General features: G+C 34.5%; 13 protein-coding genes. 3 read left to right on the forward strand and 10 right to left on the reverse strand.

Annotated features, from left to right (window positions below):
* Positions 1–43: 43 nt before the first annotated feature.
* A complete protein-coding gene (locus tag K7G79_RS00610; protein WP_223548162.1) occupies positions 44–721 on the forward strand; it encodes a Crp/Fnr family transcriptional regulator in 678 nt (225 codons plus the stop codon).
* 208 nt (positions 722–929) lie between these two features.
* On the opposite strand, the gene K7G79_RS00615 is transcribed toward K7G79_RS00610, so the two are convergent.
* The 7 genes from K7G79_RS00615 to lysA all read right to left on the reverse strand — a co-directional run bounded on the left by K7G79_RS00615 (position 930) and on the right by lysA (position 10,611).
* A complete protein-coding gene (locus K7G79_RS00615) occupies positions 930–1,505 on the reverse strand; it encodes a YdeI family protein (RefSeq protein ID WP_223548164.1) in 576 nt (191 codons plus the stop codon).
* A 3-nt stretch (positions 1,506–1,508) separates the two neighbouring features.
* Positions 1,509–3,173, reverse strand: coding sequence for a M1 family metallopeptidase (locus K7G79_RS00620; protein WP_370634173.1), 1,665 nt, complete (start codon positions 3,171–3,173; stop codon positions 1,509–1,511).
* A gap of 93 nt (positions 3,174–3,266) precedes the next feature.
* Positions 3,267–5,069: an acyl-CoA dehydrogenase family protein gene (locus K7G79_RS00625; RefSeq protein ID WP_223548166.1), complete on the reverse strand. Its 1,803-nt coding sequence runs from the start codon at positions 5,067–5,069 to the stop codon at positions 3,267–3,269.
* An 18-nt stretch (positions 5,070–5,087) separates the two neighbouring features.
* Complete coding sequence (locus K7G79_RS00630) at positions 5,088–6,278, reverse strand: acetyl-CoA C-acyltransferase (RefSeq protein ID WP_223548168.1); 1,191 nt, start codon at positions 6,276–6,278, stop codon at positions 5,088–5,090.
* Between the two features lie 77 nt (positions 6,279–6,355).
* Positions 6,356–8,764, reverse strand: coding sequence for a 3-hydroxyacyl-CoA dehydrogenase/enoyl-CoA hydratase family protein (locus tag K7G79_RS00635; RefSeq protein WP_223548169.1), 2,409 nt, complete (start codon positions 8,762–8,764; stop codon positions 6,356–6,358).
* Between the two features lie 13 nt (positions 8,765–8,777).
* A complete protein-coding gene (locus tag K7G79_RS00640) occupies positions 8,778–9,221 on the reverse strand; it encodes a MarR family winged helix-turn-helix transcriptional regulator (RefSeq protein WP_223548171.1) in 444 nt (147 codons plus the stop codon).
* Positions 9,222–9,375: 154 nt separating this feature from the next.
* The gene (lysA, locus tag K7G79_RS00645; protein ID WP_223548173.1) at positions 9,376–10,611 is read right to left on the reverse strand and encodes a diaminopimelate decarboxylase; all 1,236 of its coding nucleotides are present in this window, start codon (positions 10,609–10,611) and stop codon (positions 9,376–9,378) included.
* Between the two features lie 205 nt (positions 10,612–10,816).
* Between lysA and sucC the strand changes: the two genes are divergently transcribed.
* The gene (sucC, locus tag K7G79_RS00650) at positions 10,817–12,007 is read left to right on the forward strand and encodes an ADP-forming succinate--CoA ligase subunit beta (protein WP_223548175.1); all 1,191 of its coding nucleotides are present in this window, start codon (positions 10,817–10,819) and stop codon (positions 12,005–12,007) included.
* Between the two features lie 33 nt (positions 12,008–12,040).
* On the opposite strand, the gene K7G79_RS00655 is transcribed toward sucC, so the two are convergent.
* Complete coding sequence (locus K7G79_RS00655; protein WP_223548177.1) at positions 12,041–12,301, reverse strand: DUF1456 family protein; 261 nt, start codon at positions 12,299–12,301, stop codon at positions 12,041–12,043.
* A 373-nt stretch (positions 12,302–12,674) separates the two neighbouring features.
* Between K7G79_RS00655 and K7G79_RS00660 the strand changes: the two genes are divergently transcribed.
* Complete coding sequence (locus K7G79_RS00660; RefSeq protein WP_223548178.1) at positions 12,675–13,076, forward strand: TerB family tellurite resistance protein; 402 nt, start codon at positions 12,675–12,677, stop codon at positions 13,074–13,076.
* Between the two features lie 42 nt (positions 13,077–13,118).
* Here the strand turns inward: K7G79_RS00660 and uvrB are convergent, their stop codons facing one another.
* Together uvrB and K7G79_RS14760 are read right to left on the reverse strand one after the other, a co-directional pair.
* Entirely contained in the window at positions 13,119–15,122 is a 2,004-nt protein-coding gene (gene uvrB / locus K7G79_RS00665; protein WP_223548180.1) for an excinuclease ABC subunit UvrB, read from the reverse strand.
* Positions 15,123–15,201: 79 nt separating this feature from the next.
* Positions 15,202–18,798, reverse strand: a complete 3,597-nt coding sequence (locus tag K7G79_RS14760) for a T9SS type B sorting domain-containing protein (RefSeq protein ID WP_223548182.1) — start codon at positions 18,796–18,798, stop codon at positions 15,202–15,204.
* Between the last annotated feature and the right edge of the window lies 1 nt (position 18,799).

Genomic DNA, 18,799 nt, shown 5'->3' on the forward strand with positions numbered 1-18,799 from the left:
TGTCATGTTTTGCTTACTTTTGAAAAATAATTAAGAATAAGGTATGGGTAAATGTGAGCAATGTATAATAAAACAGTTCAATTCACTTAAAGCGTTAACAAAAGATGAGTTAATTCGAATTTCAAGTTGTAAGACTTCAAAAATCATAAAAAAAGGTGAAATTCTTTTTGAAGAAGGTGAAAACATCAATGGTATCTATTGTGTGAAAGATGGTATTTGTAAGTTGTCAAAATTAAGTGAAAACGGTAAAGACCAAATTGTTAAAATGGTAGTTAAAGGGCAATTAATAGGGCAACGCTCTTTAGTAACTGATGAAAGTGCCAATTTGCAGGCTACTGCTTTAAATGATATGGAAGTTTGTTTTATACCTAAAAGTGAAATAATAGCTGATCTTCAAAAAAATGCAGCTTTTTCTTTCGATGTCTTAAAAGAAATGGCCAACGATTTAAAAGAAGCAGACGATGTAATTGTTAACATGGCACAAAAATCAGTTCGCCAAAGATTGGCAGAAACCTTGGTTTATATCTATGATAGTTTTGGGGTAAATCCAGATGGAACTTTAAGTGTGTTATTGTCTCGTGAAGATTTTGCCAATATTGTTGGTACGGCAACCGAATCTGCTATCAGGGTATTATCACAATTTAAAAAAGAGGGATTAATTTCAACAGTTGGCAAACATATTAGGATTGAAGATTTAAGTGGTTTAAAACGCATAGAATAGACTTCAGTTTTTAAAACTTTTACTGTTTCGTTAAAGTTAAAAAGCTCTATTAATAATATTGTTGGTTTTTTAGTTTCTATATGTCTTAAGATAGTTTTTGTTATTTCGTACTTCACGGATTTCTTAAGAAGAACAAAGTGAGAAAAACCATTCTTTAAATAAAACTATGAATTTATAATCCATGAGGTTAGTTGAACAATAACAGAAATCACCAATCTTCACGGCTTTTAATATTATTTGTACAATACTTAATAATCTCTAAAATACGTTTTTGTCTAGTTATCTTTCTTTTTGCTTGGTTTAACCAGTACAAGTATCCTTTCCGGTAGGAAGGGGCTAAGTTTTTGTAATTTTTTAAAGCTATTGGGTTTTCTCTGAAAGCAGTCTGCAAATCTTTTGGTATAACTTCATTCTCTACATCATCCAATGCAGTCCAGCTACCATTTTGTTTTGCAATTTTAATGGCCTCAAAACCACTTTCATGTATTAAGTTATTCGCAGTTAATTCTTGTATATAGCTTTTGTTTAAGGCACTCCATACACTTTTGGGATTTCTGGGAGTAAAATATTGTCTGCGTTTACCATTACCTAAACTTTTTACAGTAGAATCTATCCAACCAAAGCATAAAGCCACTTTCACGGCTTCTTCCCAACGCATGGTGGGAATATTTAATTCTAGTTTATAAAATATTAAATAAACCCCTTTATGTAAATTATGGTTTTCCTTTAACCAACTGTACCAATCGACACCACATTCAAAATAAAGTTCGGGAAATTCTTCCAAAGGTTATATTTTTTTTGATGAAACATAAAAATCCCTATCGATTTCAAATAAACCAATATTCTCGTCGAACGTTAATGTTTCCCATTCCCCTTTTGGGTATAGCCATTGTTTATTTTTGTTAATGCTAACCTCGATAGGCATATCAAACTTATCTACAATATTTGTCCATCTGTATTTTAAGTTTTTGCCATCAATTTTATATTCCAAGGTAGGAATCATAGTAGTTCTTAAATACTGATTGAAAAATTCGGTTAAATCATATCCTGATTGTTTGCTTATGTAATCTTCAATTTGCTTTGTGGTTACGGTTTGGTGGTAAAATGTTGTATTTAAACCAATGAGGATTTTACGCCATTTTTGGTCATTCTCTATTAATTGTCTAAGGGTGTGAAGCATATTGGCGCCTTTATAATACATGTCTCCAGAGCCTTCATGGTTTACATTATAAAACCCAATTAAGGGTCTGTCGTTTAAAATTTTTTTTCGAGTACCTATAACATAATCTGCCGAGGCTTGTTTTCCATAGTAATAATCCAAAAACAAATTTTCAGAATAAGAAGTGAAGCTCTCGTGTATCCACATATCGGCAATATCCTTATTGGTGATATTATTAGCAAACCATTCATGTCCAGCTTCGTGGATGATTATAAAATCGAATTTTAAGCCCCAACCCGTTCCTGATAGGTCGTTGCCACGATACCCTTTTTGGTAACCATTGCCATAGGTCACCGAACTTTGGTGTTCCATACCTAGATAGGGGACTTCTACTAATTTAAAGCTATCCGCATAAAAAGGGTATTGACCAAACCAATGCTCGAATGCTTCCATCATTTTAGGAACCTCCTTAAAATGTACTTTGGCTTTTTCAAGATTATCTTTTAAAACATAATAGTCCATTAATAAATTTCCACCTTGGCCATCATAGACCTCAGAAAAATTTACGTAATCTCCAATATTTATATTAACACCATAATTATTGATGGGGCTTTTTACAAACCAATGGTAGGTTTTAGTATCTCCAATTTGTTCAACTTTACGGAGTCTACCATTAGAAACATTCATTAATTTTGAAGGTACATTAACACTTATAAGCATGCTGTCCACTTCGTCGTACATGTGGTCTTTGCAAGGCCACCAAACACTAGCACCCAGACCTTGGCAAGAGGAAGCAACAAAGTGGTTACCGTTTATATCTTTATCCCAAGATATACCACCATCCCATGGCGCTCTAACCGCTTCTCTAGGATGACCACCATAATACACTTCAAGGCTATTTACGGTATTTGGTTCTTGTGGTGTTTCCAAAGTAATAAAATGAGCATTACCATCGTGTTTAATTTGGAGTTCCTTCCCATTCTGTAAAGCCCTAGTTAACGTTAGAGGTGGCTGTAAATCTATTTGCATTATTGAATAGGGCTCTAAAACTTTATATTGAAGGGTATTTTTACCAAAAATATATTTTTTATCAGGATTTACTGTTATATCTAAATGGTAATAGGTTAAATCCCACCAAGCGCGTTCAGGTGTGATACTGCCTCTCAATGTATCTTGTCTAGTAAAATGGTTTTTCTCTTGAAGTAAGCCTTGAGAATGTGCTACAAATGAGAATAAAATACTGTAAATAAATAATAAACGAAAACGAATGATCATTTGTTTTGATTTTGACATAAAGTTAAATAAAAAGTTCTTAAAGACCTGTTAATAAAAAGCGCCCCAAAATAATTTTTGGGACGCCTTTAAAATTGAGTTAGTCACTTAAAATTAAAAACAATACTTATTTTCTTGAATTACTTTTTCGGCAATAATACGCCTTAGTTCTATAATATTGGGCATGTTAACGTATTTGATATAACGTTTTAAACCCATAAGCATCATGCGTTGTTCATCTCCAGAAGAGAATGAAATAATAGAATGTTTACCCGCAGTTTCAATAACGTCTATGGCATGGAACAGGTTTAGTTTTGCCATAGCTATTTGTTCTTTTACTTGGTCCTCTCCATTAGCCTTAGCCATTTTTTCAGCTCGTAGTATCGCAGATTCAGCTAAATAAATTTGTATTAAAATATCTGAGGCTGCTAGCATTAATTGTTGCTGCTCTTCAATTTGCTCGCCGTATTTTTGTAAAGCAGCTCCAGAAACCATTAAAAATAACTTTTTAAGGTTTTTGATGATATTTTTTTCTTCTGAAAACAACTCAGAATAATCTGGAGTTTCAAAAGAAGGGATACCTGTTAATTCTTCTTTAACAGCCATCGCTGGAGTTATAACATCTACATGTCCTTTCATGGCTTTTTTAATAAGCATGCCAATGCACAACATCCGGTTTATTTCGTTAGTGCCTTCGTAGATTCTCGATATGCGAGCATCTCGCCATGCAGACTCCATTGGTGTATCTTCCGAAAACCCCATGCCTCCTAATATCTGGATACCTTCATCTGTACACTTTTGAACAAATTCTGAAACAGCAACCTTAAGCATGGAGCATTCTATGGCATATTCTTCAACACCTTTAAGTTCTGCTTCTTGATGTGTGTCCTTCCCGTTATGCCTTCTAAGTTCTATACGGTCTTCAATATTCTTTGCTGCTCTATAACAACCCGCTTCACCAACCCAGCAATTGGTAGCCATTTCAGCTATTTTTTGTTGTATGGCTCCAAAACTTGAAATAGGTCTTTTAAATTGAATGCGTTCGTTGGCATATTTAACAGATTCGGATATTACCCGGCGTTGAGCATCCAAACATGCTACAGCCAACTTTATTCTACCTACATTAAGGGCATTCATGGCTATTTTAAAGCCATTGCCTCTAGAAGAAAGCATGTTTTCAATAGGGACTTTGGTTTCATTAAAAAACACCTGACGTGTGGATGACGCACGTATCCCTAATTTGTGTTCTTCTTCACCCAACGTAATGCCGTTAGGGTTTTCTGGGTCGTATTCTATAATAAACCCAGTAATATTTTTATCATCTTCTATACGTGCAAAAACAATCATAAGACTACAAAACCCTGCATTGGAAATCCACATTTTTTGGCCAGTGATTTTATAGTATTTACCATCTTCAGATAATACAGCTTTGGTTTTTCCCGAATTGGCATCACTACCTGCACTAGGTTCTGTAAGGCAATATGAACCAAACCATTCACCAGAAGCTAATTTTGGAACATAATTTTGCTTTTGTTCTTCTGTACCGTAAAGTGTAATAGGCATGGTCCCTATACCAGTATGGGCACCAAAAGCTGTACTAAAAGATCCTGTGGCTCCTGAAATATAGTCACAAACCAACATGGTGTCAACAAAACCCATACCCATGCCACCATAAGCTTCAGGGACAGAAACACTAAGAAAACCAAGTTCACCTGCTTTTCGCATGCAGGACTCTGTTAAAGCATAGTCCTTTTGTTCAAACTGAGCTTTTTTTGCCCATATTTCACGATCAACAAATTCGGTAACCGCCTCTTTCATCATCATTTGATCTTCGTTGAAATCTTCTGGAATGAAAATATCTTCACAGTTTGTTTCCTTTACGAGAAATTGACCACCTCTTAATATTTCTTTTTCCATATTTATCTTTTCTTTTTCTTAATTTATAAATTCAAAAATTCCACAAGCTCCTTGTCCAGTACCTACACACATGGTTACAGCACCGTAGTTTCCTTTCATATTACGTTTTCGCATTTCATCAAATAGTTGTACTGATAATTTAGCTCCTGTGCAACCAAGAGGATGTCCTAAAGCTATAGCTCCTCCATTAACATTTACCAAGTCAGGATTTAAATTTAATTCCCTTATAACGGCAAGCGACTGAGATGCAAAGGCCTCATTCAACTCAATTAAGTCTAAATTTTTCTGTTTTAATCCAGCCATTTTTAAAGCTTTAGGAATGGCTTTCACAGGGCCAATACCCATAATTCGTGGTTCAACACCAACTGCGGCATAACTCACTAAGCGTGCTATAGGTTCTAGGTTCAATTCTTTAACTAAATTTTCGCTCATCACCATAACAAAAGCAGCACCATCACTCATTTGGGATGAGTTTCCGGCAGTCACGCTTCCTCCTTGTGCAAAAACAGGACGTAATTTTGCTAAAGCCTCCAGACTTGTGTCTGTGCGAGGACCTTCATCTTTGGTAACTGTATATGTTTTTGTAGCCTTTTTACCTTTATCATCAATGTAGGTTTGCTCAACTTCAATAGGAACAATTTGATTTTGAAAACGATTTTCAGCTTGGGCTTTTAGTGCTTTTTGATGTGAATGGTAAGCAAACATATCTTGGTCTTCTCGAGATATATTGAACTGTTTGGCAACCGCTTCAGCGGTATTTCCCATGCCCCAATAATAATCTTCATGCCCCGCTTTTATTGTGTTATAGTTCAGTTCTGGTTTAAAGCCGGTCATAGGTACTGAACTCATACTTTCTGAACCTCCTGCAATTATACAATCGGCCATACCAGCCTTAATTTTTGCTGTGGCAATCCCAATGGTTTCTATACCCGATGAACAAAATCTGTTTATTGTTACGCCCGGTACATCAATAGTATTTAAACCAATTAATGAAATGAACCTTGCCATATTCAGCCCTTGTGAGCCTTCGGGCATGGCATTACCAACAATAACATCATCTATTCTTGAAACATCCAAGTTTGGAAGTTCCTTCATCATGTACTGTATGGTCTCAGCGCCTAATTCGTCTGCACGTTTGAAACGAAACACTCCTTTAGGGGCTTTACCTACAGCGGTTCTATATGCTTTTACTATATATGCTTGTTTCATAATTTTAAATTTTAGATAATTAGATTTTTAGACTGTTTCGATTTCTAAATATCTATAAATCCAATATTCTAATTTGTCTAATTACGTAATGGTTTTCCCGTTTTCAACATATGTTGAATACGTTCCAAGGTTTTACGCTCTGTACATAAACTCAAAAAGGCTTCTCGTTCAATATCCAGTAAGTATTGTTCGGTTACTAATGAAGGCTCCGATAAATCACCACCCGCCATGACATAAGCCAATTTATTGGCAATTTTTTGATCATGTTCACTAATATAGTTACTTGCCTCCATGGCATCTGTTCCTACCAAGAACATCCCTAACGCTTGCTTTCCTAAAACTTTAACATCTTTGCGTTTTATGGGTTTAGTGTAGCCTGCATCAGCCATTAATTTAGCGTAAGCTTTTGCTATAGCAATTTGACTGTCCTTATTAACAACTATGACATCTTTTCCTTTTTGAAGTATACCTAAGTCGTATGCTTCATAAGCTGATGTTGATACTTTTGCCATACCGATGGTTAAGAAATATTCTTGTAGGACATTTAATTCAACATCTCCTTTTCTGAAAGTATCAGATGCCCTTAAAGCCATTTCTTTTGAGCCACCACCACCAGGAATGACACCTACTCCAAATTCTACTAGCCCCATATAAGTTTCGGCTGCTGCAACTACTTTATCGGCATGCATAGATAGCTCACAAGCTCCTCCAAGTGATAGGCCATGTGGTGCTGAAATTGTTGGAATGGAGGAATAGCGCAAACGCATCATGGTGTCTTGAAAATATTTTATAGCAGCATTTAATTCATCATATTCCTGTTCTACTGCCATCATAAAAATCATTCCAATATTGGCGCCAACTGAGAAATTGGCGCCTTGGTTACCAACTACTAATCCCTCAAAACTTTGTTCGGCTAAATCTATGGCCTTATTTATTCCTGCAAGTACATCACCACCTATAGTGTTCATTTTAGACTGGAATTCACAGTTTAAAATACCATCACCCAAATCTTCTATAACAACACCTGAATTTTTATAGACTTCATTCGATTTTCTAATATTATCCAAAATAATAAATGCATCTTGTCCTGGTATTTTTTCTTGAGATTTGTTCTGAATATTATAAACATAGGTGGCTCCATCTTTTACGTTATAGAAAGAGTTCCTTCCAGATGCTAGCATATCCTTTACCCAAGTAGCTAGTTCTAGATTTTCATCTTCTATCATTGCTATCCCTTTATCGACACCTATGGCATCCCAAATTTGAAAAGGGCCTTGTTCCCAACCAAAACCGGCCTTCATAGCGTTATCGATTTTATAGAGGTCATCAGATATTTCAGGAATACGTTGAGATACATAAGCAAATAATGCGGCGAATGTTTTCCTATAGAATTCTCCCGCTTTATCTTTCCCGTTTACAAGAATTTTAAACCTATCAATTACTTTATCAATAGGTTTGGTTAATTCTAAAGTCGCAAATTTTGCCCTTTTAGCCGAGCGATAATTTAATGTATTTAAATCTAATGACAGTATTTCTTTTTTACCATCTTCAGTAACATGTTTCTTATAAAAACCTTGACCTGATTTACTGCCATACCATTTGTTTACCATCATGGTTTGGACAAACTCAGGTAGCTTGAAAAGTTCTAATCGTTCATCATTCCTGCAATTTTCTACTATGCCATTAGAAACATGAACAAGGGTGTCAAGGCCAACAACATCAACGGTTCTAAATGTAGCAGATTTGGGCCTGCCAATAACGGGACCAGTAAGTTTGTCTACTTCTTCAATGGTCAATCCCATATCCTGTACGGTATGGAATAAGCTCATAATACTGAAAATACCAATTCGGTTTCCTATAAAAGCAGGTGTGTCCTTTGCTATAACAGAAGTCTTACCTAAAAATTGTTCACCATAATTATTAAGAAAATCTAAAACCTCCTGTGAGGTTTTAGGACCTGGAATAATTTCGAATAACTTTAAGTAACGCGCCGGATTAAAAAAGTGGGTCCCACAAAAATGTTTTTGAAAATCATCACTTCGACCATCACTCATAAATTTTATTGGGATACCAGAAGTATTACTAGTTATTAAAGTGCCTGGACTTCTGTGTTTTTCAAGATTTTCAAAGACTTGTTTTTTAATATCCAATCGTTCAACAACCACTTCCATAATCCAATCCGCATCAGCTACTTTAGAAATGTCATCTTCCAGATTACCAGTAGTTATTCTACTTGCAAATTTTTGGTGATAAATAGGAGAGGGGGTCGACTTTAATGCCTTATTTAAAGCATCATTGACTAATCTGTTCCTAACTATTTTATCATTTAAGGTCAACCCTTTGGCTTTTTCTTTCTCGTTAAGTTCCCTAGGGGTAATATCCAATAATAGTACATCTACGCCAATATTTGCAAAATGACAAGCAATACCGCTTCCCATAATTCCAGAACCTATAATGGCTACTTTATTTATTCTACGTTTGCTCATTCTGTATAAGTTCTTACTTATTTTGCTCGTAAATTCTTTTGTTGGTGATCATATCGTTTATTAATTCAGCCACTTCATAAAAATGATCCAACTTTTCTTCTGAAATGTTGTTTCTTATGGCGTTGTTAAAAGTGAGTACTTTTTCTCTTGAATAATCCCTTTTTTCTTTTCCAAAATCGGTTAAGTGTATTAGTACACCACGACCGTCTTCTGGATTTGGTTGGCGATCTATTAATCCCCTTTCTTCCATGGTTTTTAAAATACGTGATAGACTTGTGGCTTCCATTCCCATTTTGGGACCTAAGGCTGTTGAAGGAGTACCTTTTTCTGGATCTATGCTTAATAAAGTAAAACCTGTTGCCATTGTACTATCAAATTTAGCAGCTTCTTCATTATACATTTTTTGTATGGTAAGCCATGTAGTTCTTAGTACGTAATCTAAAGTTTTATCTTTCATAATTTGCCTTTTGTTAGCCAAATATAATAAAATATATTATGCGTGCATAATAAAAATATTAAAAACATTTTATTGCAAAAAACTATTAAGTTAGTCACTAAAAAAAACGCTCAATTAATACAATTGAGCGCTTTTTTGGAATTAACAAGATCTTCTACTTTGCTAGAACAGTTGCTTTTGTTTTTTTTAAATCAATTTCAACTTGATTCTTTAGTAAGTCATCAAAGGTTTCACGTTTTCTTATTAAATGTGCTTTTTTATTGTACCATAATACTTCAGCAGGACGATAGCGCGAATTGTAATTACTGGCCATGGAAAAGCAATATGCTCCAGCATTTTTAAAGGCTAAAATATCGCCTTCGTTAATTTCCTTAATTCTTCTATTATTGCCAAATGTATCCGTTTCACAAATATAACCTACTACAGTATAAAAACGTTCTCGACCATTAGGGTTTGAGAGGTTAATAATATCATGGTGTGAACCATAAAACATGGGTCGTATTAAGTGGTTAAACCCAGAATCTACATGAGCAAAAACGGTAGAAGTTGTCTGCTTTACCGCATTAACTTGGGTTAAAAAAGTGCCAGCTTCGCTCACCAAAAATTTTCCAGGTTCAAAAGCTAATGTTAGTTCCTTTCCGTAATCTTTACAAAAGGCATTAAACTTTTCAGATAATTTTCTGCCTAACTCTTCAATGTTTGTTTCAATATCTCCTTTTTTGTAAGGAACTTTGAAGCCCGATCCAAAATCTATAAATTCAAGGTTTTTGAATTGTTTAGCCGTTTCAAACAATATTTCACTGGCATATAAGAATACATCAATGTCTAAGATGTCACTTCCTGTGTGCATGTGAATACCATTAATAGTCATTTTAGTATTCTCAACAATGCGTAATAAATGGGGGATTTGATGAATAGAAATCCCAAATTTAGAATCAATGTGTCCAACAGAAATGTTACTATTGCCTCCAGCCATTACATGTGGGTTGATACGGATGCAAACAGGTGTATCTGGATGATTGGTTCCAAATTGTTCTAATATTGATAAGTTGTCTATATTTATTTGTACACCTAGTTTTGCAGCTTCTTCAATTTCAGATAAAGACACACCATTTGGAGTGAAAATAATTTGTTCTGGTTTAAAACCAGCAGCAATCCCCAAATTAACCTCTTGTATGGAAACCGTATCAATTCCAGAGCCAAGTGAATTAAAAAACTTTAAAATCGATATGTTGGACAATGCTTTTACAGCATAGTTTATCTTTAAGTTCTTTACCGATTTAAAAGCACCGGTTAAGCGACTATATTGAGAAGCTATTTTTTCAGCATCATAAACATATAATGGATTACCGAACTCCTTTGCGATTTGTAATAATTGACTGTTAGTCATAAGTATATTTATTTTTGAGCAAATATATTCCTTTACAACTTAAATAAAATAATTATAGATAAAATTAAACAAATTAAACAAAATGTTAATTATATAACATTGATAAAATTAACTAAAAACAAGTTAGGGGCTTTTCTTTATAAAAACATTAGTCTAATTACATGTGATTATTTACCTTTGCCCAACTCAAATTATTAAGCTAATTATGAATTTACACGAATATCAAGGTAAAGAAATATTAAGTAGTTTTGGAGTGCGTATTCAACGTGGTATTGTAGCCCAAAGTGCTACAGAAGCTGTTGCTGCAGCCAAGCAATTAACTGAAGAAACTGGTACAGGATGGCATGTTATAAAAGCACAGGTTCATGCTGGTGGTCGTGGAAAGGGTGGAGGTGTTAAATTAGCCAAAAACATACAACAGGTTGAAGAGCTTGCAGGCCAGATTATTGGCATGAATCTGGTAACTCCCCAAACGTCTTCAGAAGGTAAAAAGGTCCACCAAGTATTGGTGGCCGAGGATGTTTATTATCCTGGAGAAAGTGAAACTAGTGAATTTTACATGTCAGTGCTTTTAAATAGAGCCACTGGTAGAAATATGATTATGTACTCAACAGAGGGGGGTATGGATATTGAAACCGTAGCTGAAGAAACCCCACATTTAATATTTACAGAGGAAATTGATCCTACAGTAGGTTTAATGCCTTTTCAAGCAAGGCGTATCGCTTTTAATCTAGGGTTATCTGGTATTGCTTTTAAGGAAATGACCAAATTTGTTACAGCACTTTATTCCGCTTATGTAAAATCGGATTCTTCTTTGTTTGAAATTAACCCTGTATTAAAAACCAGTGATAATAAAATTTTGGCTGTTGATGCCAAGGTGACTATCGATGATAATGCCTTATATAGACATAAGGATTATGCAGAACTTAGGGATTTGAGGGAGGAAAATCCTATTGAAGTTGAAGCTAAAGAAGTTGGATTAAACTATGTTGATTTAGATGGTAATGTTGGTTGTATGGTTAATGGAGCAGGACTGGCTATGGCAACTATGGATTTAATTAAACAAGCTGGAGGAGAACCGGCCAATTTTTTGGATGTTGGCGGTACTGCTGATGCTGCTAGGGTAGAGGCGGCTTTTAAGATTATATTGAAAGATCCAGCTGTGAAAGCTATTCTGATTAATATCTTTGGAGGAATTGTACGTTGTGACCGTGTTGCACAAGGTGTAATTGATGCTTATAAAAATATGGGGAATATTAATGTTCCTATTATTGTTCGATTACAAGGTACAAATGCAGATATTGCTAAAAAACTAATTGATAATTCTGGGCTTGATGTGTTAAGTGCTACAGAGTTTCAAGAAGCAGCTGATAAAGTACAGCAAGTATTAGCTTAAACAAAATACTATTATATAGATATTAAAGGGTAACTAAGCGTTACCCTTTTTTTGTTCGGTTTTGTTTTCTTTCTTAGGTATTGGACCTCTCATATGGATTATTAAGCCATTTAAAAAATTCCTTAAAATCTGATCGCCACATTCAACATATTTTGGATGGTCTTCTCTTCTAAAAAAAGCGCCTAATTCACTTTTAGATATTCTAAAGTCAACCAGCTTTAGGATATCCACAATATCACTATCTCTTAATTTAAGTGCAACACGTATTTTTTTTAAAACATCATTATTAGTCATATGGATATGTTTAGATTATTCAATATTAAAAATGAATCGTTTTTCTTCATAATCAAAACGTTTTCTAGAATTCTAACAATATTTTTCAAAGATACCTCATTGTAAATGAAAATAGCTTGGTAAAAACATAAAATATGTTTCATTTTATGCTATTGATAATCAACTAATTAGAAACATTTAAGATGATTGATAACATATTTTATTAGTATTGAATAATTGACAATTAGGTCTTAAATTATGATACTGTATTTGATGAAATCATAAAATATCCGATGAAAAGCTTGTTAGTTTTCGATGAGTTACAAATTATCAACGATTATAAATCTACAGTTTTGAGTATCTTTATAATGTAATTAATTAATCCTCATTTACAATGATTAATAGAGTAGAAAAATTGAGTCTACTTTCAGAAATGATTGCATTTGCAAAGTACGACAAAGAGATTAATACTATTGAATACAACTTTCTGCTAGGTGTAGCTAAACAATTGGATATAACTCGTGAAGATTTTGATTATTTGATTGAACATCCTGTAACATATACCCATTTAAAATCTCACAGCGAACGCATAGTTCAGTTTCATAGGTTAGTTTTATTAATGAATATTGATAGTGAAAATTCTAAATCTGGTGCAACCAAACTTTACAATTTTGGTTTGCGAATGGGATTAAGTCACGAATCAATTAGTAAAGTACTTTACTTAATGGAAAGTTTTCCTAACAAGATTGTACCACCAGATGTACTTATAGATATTTTTAAAACACAATATAATTAGTATTTAATTGGTTTGAATCCTAATTTAAAAGCGCTAAAGGTATTATACATTTAGCGCTTTTATTTTATCTTGATATCGCTTTATTTCATCACGTAACTTAGCAGCAATAATAAAATCTAGAGCTTTTGCAGCTTCTTCCATTAATTTTCGTTTTTCCCTAATTTTCTTTTCCAATTCTGGTTTGCTAAGATATTCACTTTCAGGCTCTGCGGCTTTAGCAGCTGATAACTGATAGCTATAAGTACTAACAGAATTTTTAGCTAAGGCATTGTCCAAGCTTTTAGTCAACGCTTTAGGGGTAATGTTATTAGCAGTATTATAAGTGATTTGCTTTTCCCTTCTATAGTTGGTTTCGTCAATGGTTCTCTGCATACTTTTAGTAATGGTATCGGCATACATAATAGCTTTACCATTAAGATTTCTTGCTGCTCTTCCAACAGTTTGGGTAAGTGATCTTGCGGAACGTAAAAACCCTTCTTTATCAGCATCTAAAATGGCAACAAGAGATACCTCTGGGAGGTCTAAACCTTCACGAAGTAAGTTTACGCCTACCAAAACATCAAACAGTCCTTTTCGAAGATCCTGCATAATTTCTACTCGTTCCAGTGTGTCTACATCACTATGTATATAGCGACAACGCACTTGAATACGTTCTAGGTATTTGGTCAACTCTTCAGCCATACGTTTGGTTAATGTCGTTACCAAAGTGCGTTCGTCTTTTTCAACACGTAACTGGATTTCTTCAATTAAATCATCAATTTGATTAAGACTGGGCCGAACTTCAATTTCTGGATCTAAAAGTCCCGTTGGACGAATCACCTGTTCCACATAGACACCATCTGTTTTTTGCAATTCATAGTTGGCAGGTGTGGCACTTACATATATGACTTGGTTTTGAAGCGCTTCAAACTCTTCAAATTTTAACGGGCGGTTATCCATTGCAGCTGGTAAACGGAAACCATATTCTACCAAATTTTCCTTTCTACTGCGGTCACCACCATACATGGCATGGACCTGTGAAATAGTTACATGGCTTTCATCGACTACCATTAAAAAGTCATCAGGAAAATAATCCAATAAGCAGAATGGGCGTGAGCCAGCAGGTCTTCCATCTAAATATCTGGAGTAGTTTTCAATACCAGAGCAATAGCCTAACTCACGAATCATTTCTAAATCGAATTCGGTGCGTTCCTTTAAACGCTTCGCTTCTAAGTGTTTGCCAATGTCCTTAAAATAGTCATATTGTTTTACTAAATCATCCTGAATATCCTTTATTGCATTTTGAAGCACTTCAGGAGAAGTTACAAACATATTGGCTGGGTATATGTTGAGCCTGTCATACTTTTCAATAACCTGATTGGTTTGAATGTTAAAAGATTCGATTTCCTCAATTTCATCTCCAAAAAAATGAATTCTATAGGCATCATCTGCATAGCTTGGGAATATATCAACTGTATCCCCTTTAATACGGAAATTTCCATGGTTAAATTCTGCTTCGGTACGGGAATACAAACTTTGTACTAATTGATGTAGCAATTGAGTCCTTGAAATCACCTGATCCCGTTTTAAAGAAATCACATTCTTTTGAAATTCAATGGGGTTACCAATACCATATAGACAAGATACGGAAGCGACGACAATTACATCGCGACGTCCAGACAATAAGGAAGACGTAGTACTAAGTCGCATTTTTTCAATTTCCTCATTAATTGAAAGGTCCTTTTCTATATATACACCTGTAACGGGTATATAGGCCTCAGGTTGGTAATAGTCATAGTAGGAGACAAAATATTCTACAGCATTATTAGGAAAGAACTGTTTGAATTCTGAATATAATTGTGCTGCCAAGGTTTTATTATGGGCCAAAACCAAGGTAGGGCGTTGTACTTCTTCTATAACATTGGCAATGGTAAAGGTTTTACCCGAACCGGTAACGCCTAATAGGGTTTGATATTTTTCATTAGAATCAATACCATCGCTAAGCTGTTTGATTGCTTCAGGTTGATCACCAGTAGGACTAAATTCGGATTCAATTTTAAACTGCATACTACTATGTACCTAGAATTTTAAGCTTCTAAAATACTTAAAGTAACTGGGATATTGAATTTAGGCTTAGAAAAATGTATTACCGCTTTAAAGCAAAATGTCCCATAAACTCCCTTCCATCTTCTAAAAGCACCTTAAACCAGTAATCATCCGAAGACATCATATTCCCATTATAAGTTCCGTCCCAACCCTCTTCTAATGTTGAAATTTGTTTAAGGGGTTTACCATATCGGTCAAAAACTAAAATTCTGCTATTTGGTTGAAAGAATGCATTAACGCCAATGATTTTCCAATAATCATTAAAACCATCATTATTTGGTGTAAAGAATTTCATGTATCCTATTACTGAAATATCTAAAGTAATAGCTCCACATCCATTTTTATCATTTACATAAATTGTATAAAAACCTGGTTTTACATTGTTGAATTCAGGTGCGTCTTGATAATTTATAAAGTTAGAATCTTGTTCAACCAAAGCAAATTCATAATTTCCTTGACCTAGATTGGTAGTATCAATTGTTACCGAATTATTATTTTCGTTAAAATCAAGAATAGTTACATCATCATGTGTAATGGTAGCTAATTCAGAAGCATTTACAAAAATATCTCTAGTTCTTGAACATCCCGTTCCATCTTTTTTTGTTAAGGTAACATGATAAGTTCCTGGAAATGAAACGTAAATGGTAGGAGTAGTATCTGGTAATAATTGGTTGACAGTACTTCCATCTATACTTGTATAACGCCATTCATAGGTAAATGATTCAATAACATTAGATTCCACTGGATCTAATTCTATTGCGAATAATGGATCTGATGTACAAACAATATACTCCGAGTCTATATAAAAATCTGGCAACGGATTTACAATTAAATCTATTGTAGTATTAACATAACAACTTGGGTTTATGGGGTTAATAACATCTACATTTACAGTTTGATTTGTAGAATTTAATGGGTTTGGTAAAGTTGGACTATCTATAACAAAGTTTCCGTTTTCATCAACATAATCAAAATAAATTTCCATATTGGTCTGTGTTCCTAAAATGGTGCCAGAAAAGCTAGATGTGTCAAAAGGGAAGTAATCATCATCATCAACATCACCACTATCACCATCACAAGCTATTTGAGGTGGAACAGTGTTAGCAATAATAGGCTGTTCATCCACAATAAACGCTAAAGTGGTTTCATCATAACAAGTCCCGTCTGGGTCTTGGGTGTTATTATTCGTTACTAGTATGGTGATGGACTGGTTTTCGGTTAAAAATGGATTAGGTAAAGGGTTGGGCAGTTCGGTTCCCGTTTCATCAAAATACCTTATGTTAACGTTTGCTGGATTTTGGTTGCCCAACACAGTGCTTTCAACCAAAGAAGTATCAAAGGGATAGCTTAATATTGTATCGCTGGTATGGTAATCGCACTGTCTATCCAAAGATACCAGATTGGCAAAAGGTAAGGCTTCTACATTTAAAAGATTTGGAAGTTCTTCAAGCCCTAAGCAATTATTACCTAAATCACTTTTTATACGAACCCAAATACTTTGAATGTTGGGTGATTTGGTATTTTGATGATTAGCAATATCTTTTATTTCATTGGTCTCAAGTTCTGCATCCATTTGGGTTTCATAAAAATGAATTGAAGCATTAAACGTTGAAAATATGCTATTAGCAATATGGTCTCTAATGTGAGTAAAATTAAAAGTAGCTATACCATCTCTTGTATCTAATCCATCATCACATTGGTAAATAGGTATAGGATTGTAAACACTTAAAGCAGCACTAGAAGGGTTCACTTCAAGAGTTAATGGTACTTCTCTATAGCAGCCATTAGGGTTTTCTACTCTAACCCAAATGGTTTCTGGAGTAAACCCTAAAGCATCTTGGTAGTTATCTGGATTAGGTATAGGATTTGTTGCGTTTTGAGCATCATTCTGTGTTAAAAAATATGTAAAAGTTAATCCTTTTGCAATGTAATTTGGATTGATTTCTTCTTTTATCAAGTCAAGTGTTAGATTGAAAAAAGCTTGTCCATCGTTAGAGGCATCATCACATTGAGCATAAATACTAGGGTTATTTACTATAGGTAATTCAAAAACTTCAATTTCAAAGGCAGTATCGGTATGGCAATTACTGTACAAATTATTAGTTACTCGCACATAAATGGTTTGATTACCAGCAATTGCATTTGTATAGGTGCTAGGAGTTATAATTTGATTTGTATAAGCTGCATCAGTAAAATAAGTTAATGAAAAGTCACTAGCCGACTGCCCGTTTAAGATCTCATTTTCCTTTTGTGTTAAATCAAAAATAATAAAACCGTCAACATCAGTTCCCACAGAAGTATCATCACATTCTTGAAGAGGGGTTACATTTAGTAATGGGAAGGCACTATCGAAAACCTCTAAATTAAAACTAGAAGTATGATAGCAAGTGTTGTTTGCATCATTTTCAACACGAGCATAAATAGTGGTACTTCCACTTTCAAAAGGACTTGTTATAGGGTTTGCACCATTATCTGCATCGGCTTGAGAGGTGTGATATGTTATTGTCATACCTGCCGTAGTACTTATAGCACTATTTTGAAGTGTTAAATCAAAAGGCATAGTGCCATTGTTATCATCATCACATAAACGCATGATAGTGGCTGTGTTGGCATGCGCTCGATAATAGGAAACTGGGTTAGTATAAAAGTGACAACTAGTATTAAGTAAATTATTTGGGTTGTGAGCAAATTTGAGCCTAATTTGGTGAAAACTTGATGAATTTATAGTGTAATTGAGTAGACTGGATGTTTCACCAATAATGTTCATCCAAATTCCAAGTTCAGTTGATTCTTGCCATTGCATCACAAAATTAGTTGGAATATTCGCTGAAAGGCTTATTGATAGGTCACTTGCATTGGTAATGCAAAGGCTTTGATTATTGATTACAGTATTGGTCGTTTGGTCGGTAATATCAATTTGGGGGCCACAAGGTCTTACTTCTATATCGTCTATAGCTAAATCGTTTCCGGCAACTCCAGATACATTATTTTTTAACATGAAGTAGATATTTTCTGTGCTGGAAGGAACAGTAAAGACCAAGCTTTTGCGGTGCCATCTGTTAGCACCAACACCTTCGATGGGACCGGTATCTGTTTCGACAATGCTACCAATGTTTTGATCGTTTATGTCCGTAAACCCAATTATAAGTTTAATATTAGGATCTATATAGTAGTCTGGAGCATTAGTCTTAGCAAACCAAGCAGATAATTCATATTCAATTTCTTCACAAAGGCCATCAATTTTTTGAGCATAAAAAACTTTTAAATCTTCCTTAGCATCGCAGTAATATAAATAGCCATTTTGGTTTCCTGTATGGTCGCTAAAGCTATCATTCCAACTTGCACCTCCTGGAGCAGCATCCTTAGGGTTTTTCATTATTCCGTACTGATCGTGTCCGACACTTCCTGAACCAATATAAGAATATAAACTTGCGGGTCTAAAATTAGGGTGTACATTAGTATTGGGGTCTTGATTTAAAGAAGGACCAAGTCTATTGGTTCCAGACCCAAAATCTTCAACAAAAACAGGATTGCCTAGCGAGCATGTAGTCTGTGCTAGGGAAGCATTAGTAAATAATATAAAAGTTAGTAAGCTAAATAATGAAACTTTAATAGTAGCCTTTTTTTTGGATTTCACA

It is taken from the genome of Aestuariivivens sp. NBU2969, from assembly GCF_019931125.1.
Lineage (GTDB): Bacteria > Bacteroidota > Bacteroidia > Flavobacteriales > Flavobacteriaceae > Aestuariivivens > Aestuariivivens marinum.

Excerpts from the sequence above, each read along its gene's own strand:
- K7G79_RS00610 (WP_223548162.1), top strand. The coding sequence starts at position 44 with ATGGGTAAATGTGAGCAATGTATAATAAAACAGTTCAATTCACTTAAA.
- K7G79_RS00620 (WP_370634173.1), bottom strand. The coding sequence starts at position 3,173 with ATGTCAAAATCAAAACAAATGATCATTCGTTTTCGTTTATTATTTATT.
- K7G79_RS00625 (WP_223548166.1), bottom strand. The coding sequence starts at position 5,069 with ATGGAAAAAGAAATATTAAGAGGTGGTCAATTTCTCGTAAAGGAAACA.
- K7G79_RS00630 (WP_223548168.1), bottom strand. The coding sequence starts at position 6,278 with ATGAAACAAGCATATATAGTAAAAGCATATAGAACCGCTGTAGGTAAA.
- K7G79_RS00635 (WP_223548169.1), bottom strand. The coding sequence starts at position 8,764 with ATGAGCAAACGTAGAATAAATAAAGTAGCCATTATAGGTTCTGGAATT.
- K7G79_RS00640 (WP_223548171.1), bottom strand. The coding sequence starts at position 9,221 with ATGAAAGATAAAACTTTAGATTACGTACTAAGAACTACATGGCTTACC.
- lysA (WP_223548173.1), bottom strand. The coding sequence starts at position 10,611 with ATGACTAACAGTCAATTATTACAAATCGCAAAGGAGTTCGGTAATCCA.
- sucC (WP_223548175.1), top strand. The coding sequence starts at position 10,817 with ATGAATTTACACGAATATCAAGGTAAAGAAATATTAAGTAGTTTTGGA.
- K7G79_RS00655 (WP_223548177.1), bottom strand. The coding sequence starts at position 12,301 with ATGACTAATAATGATGTTTTAAAAAAAATACGTGTTGCACTTAAATTA.
- K7G79_RS00660 (WP_223548178.1), top strand. The coding sequence starts at position 12,675 with ATGATTAATAGAGTAGAAAAATTGAGTCTACTTTCAGAAATGATTGCA.
- uvrB (WP_223548180.1), bottom strand. The coding sequence starts at position 15,122 with ATGCAGTTTAAAATTGAATCCGAATTTAGTCCTACTGGTGATCAACCT.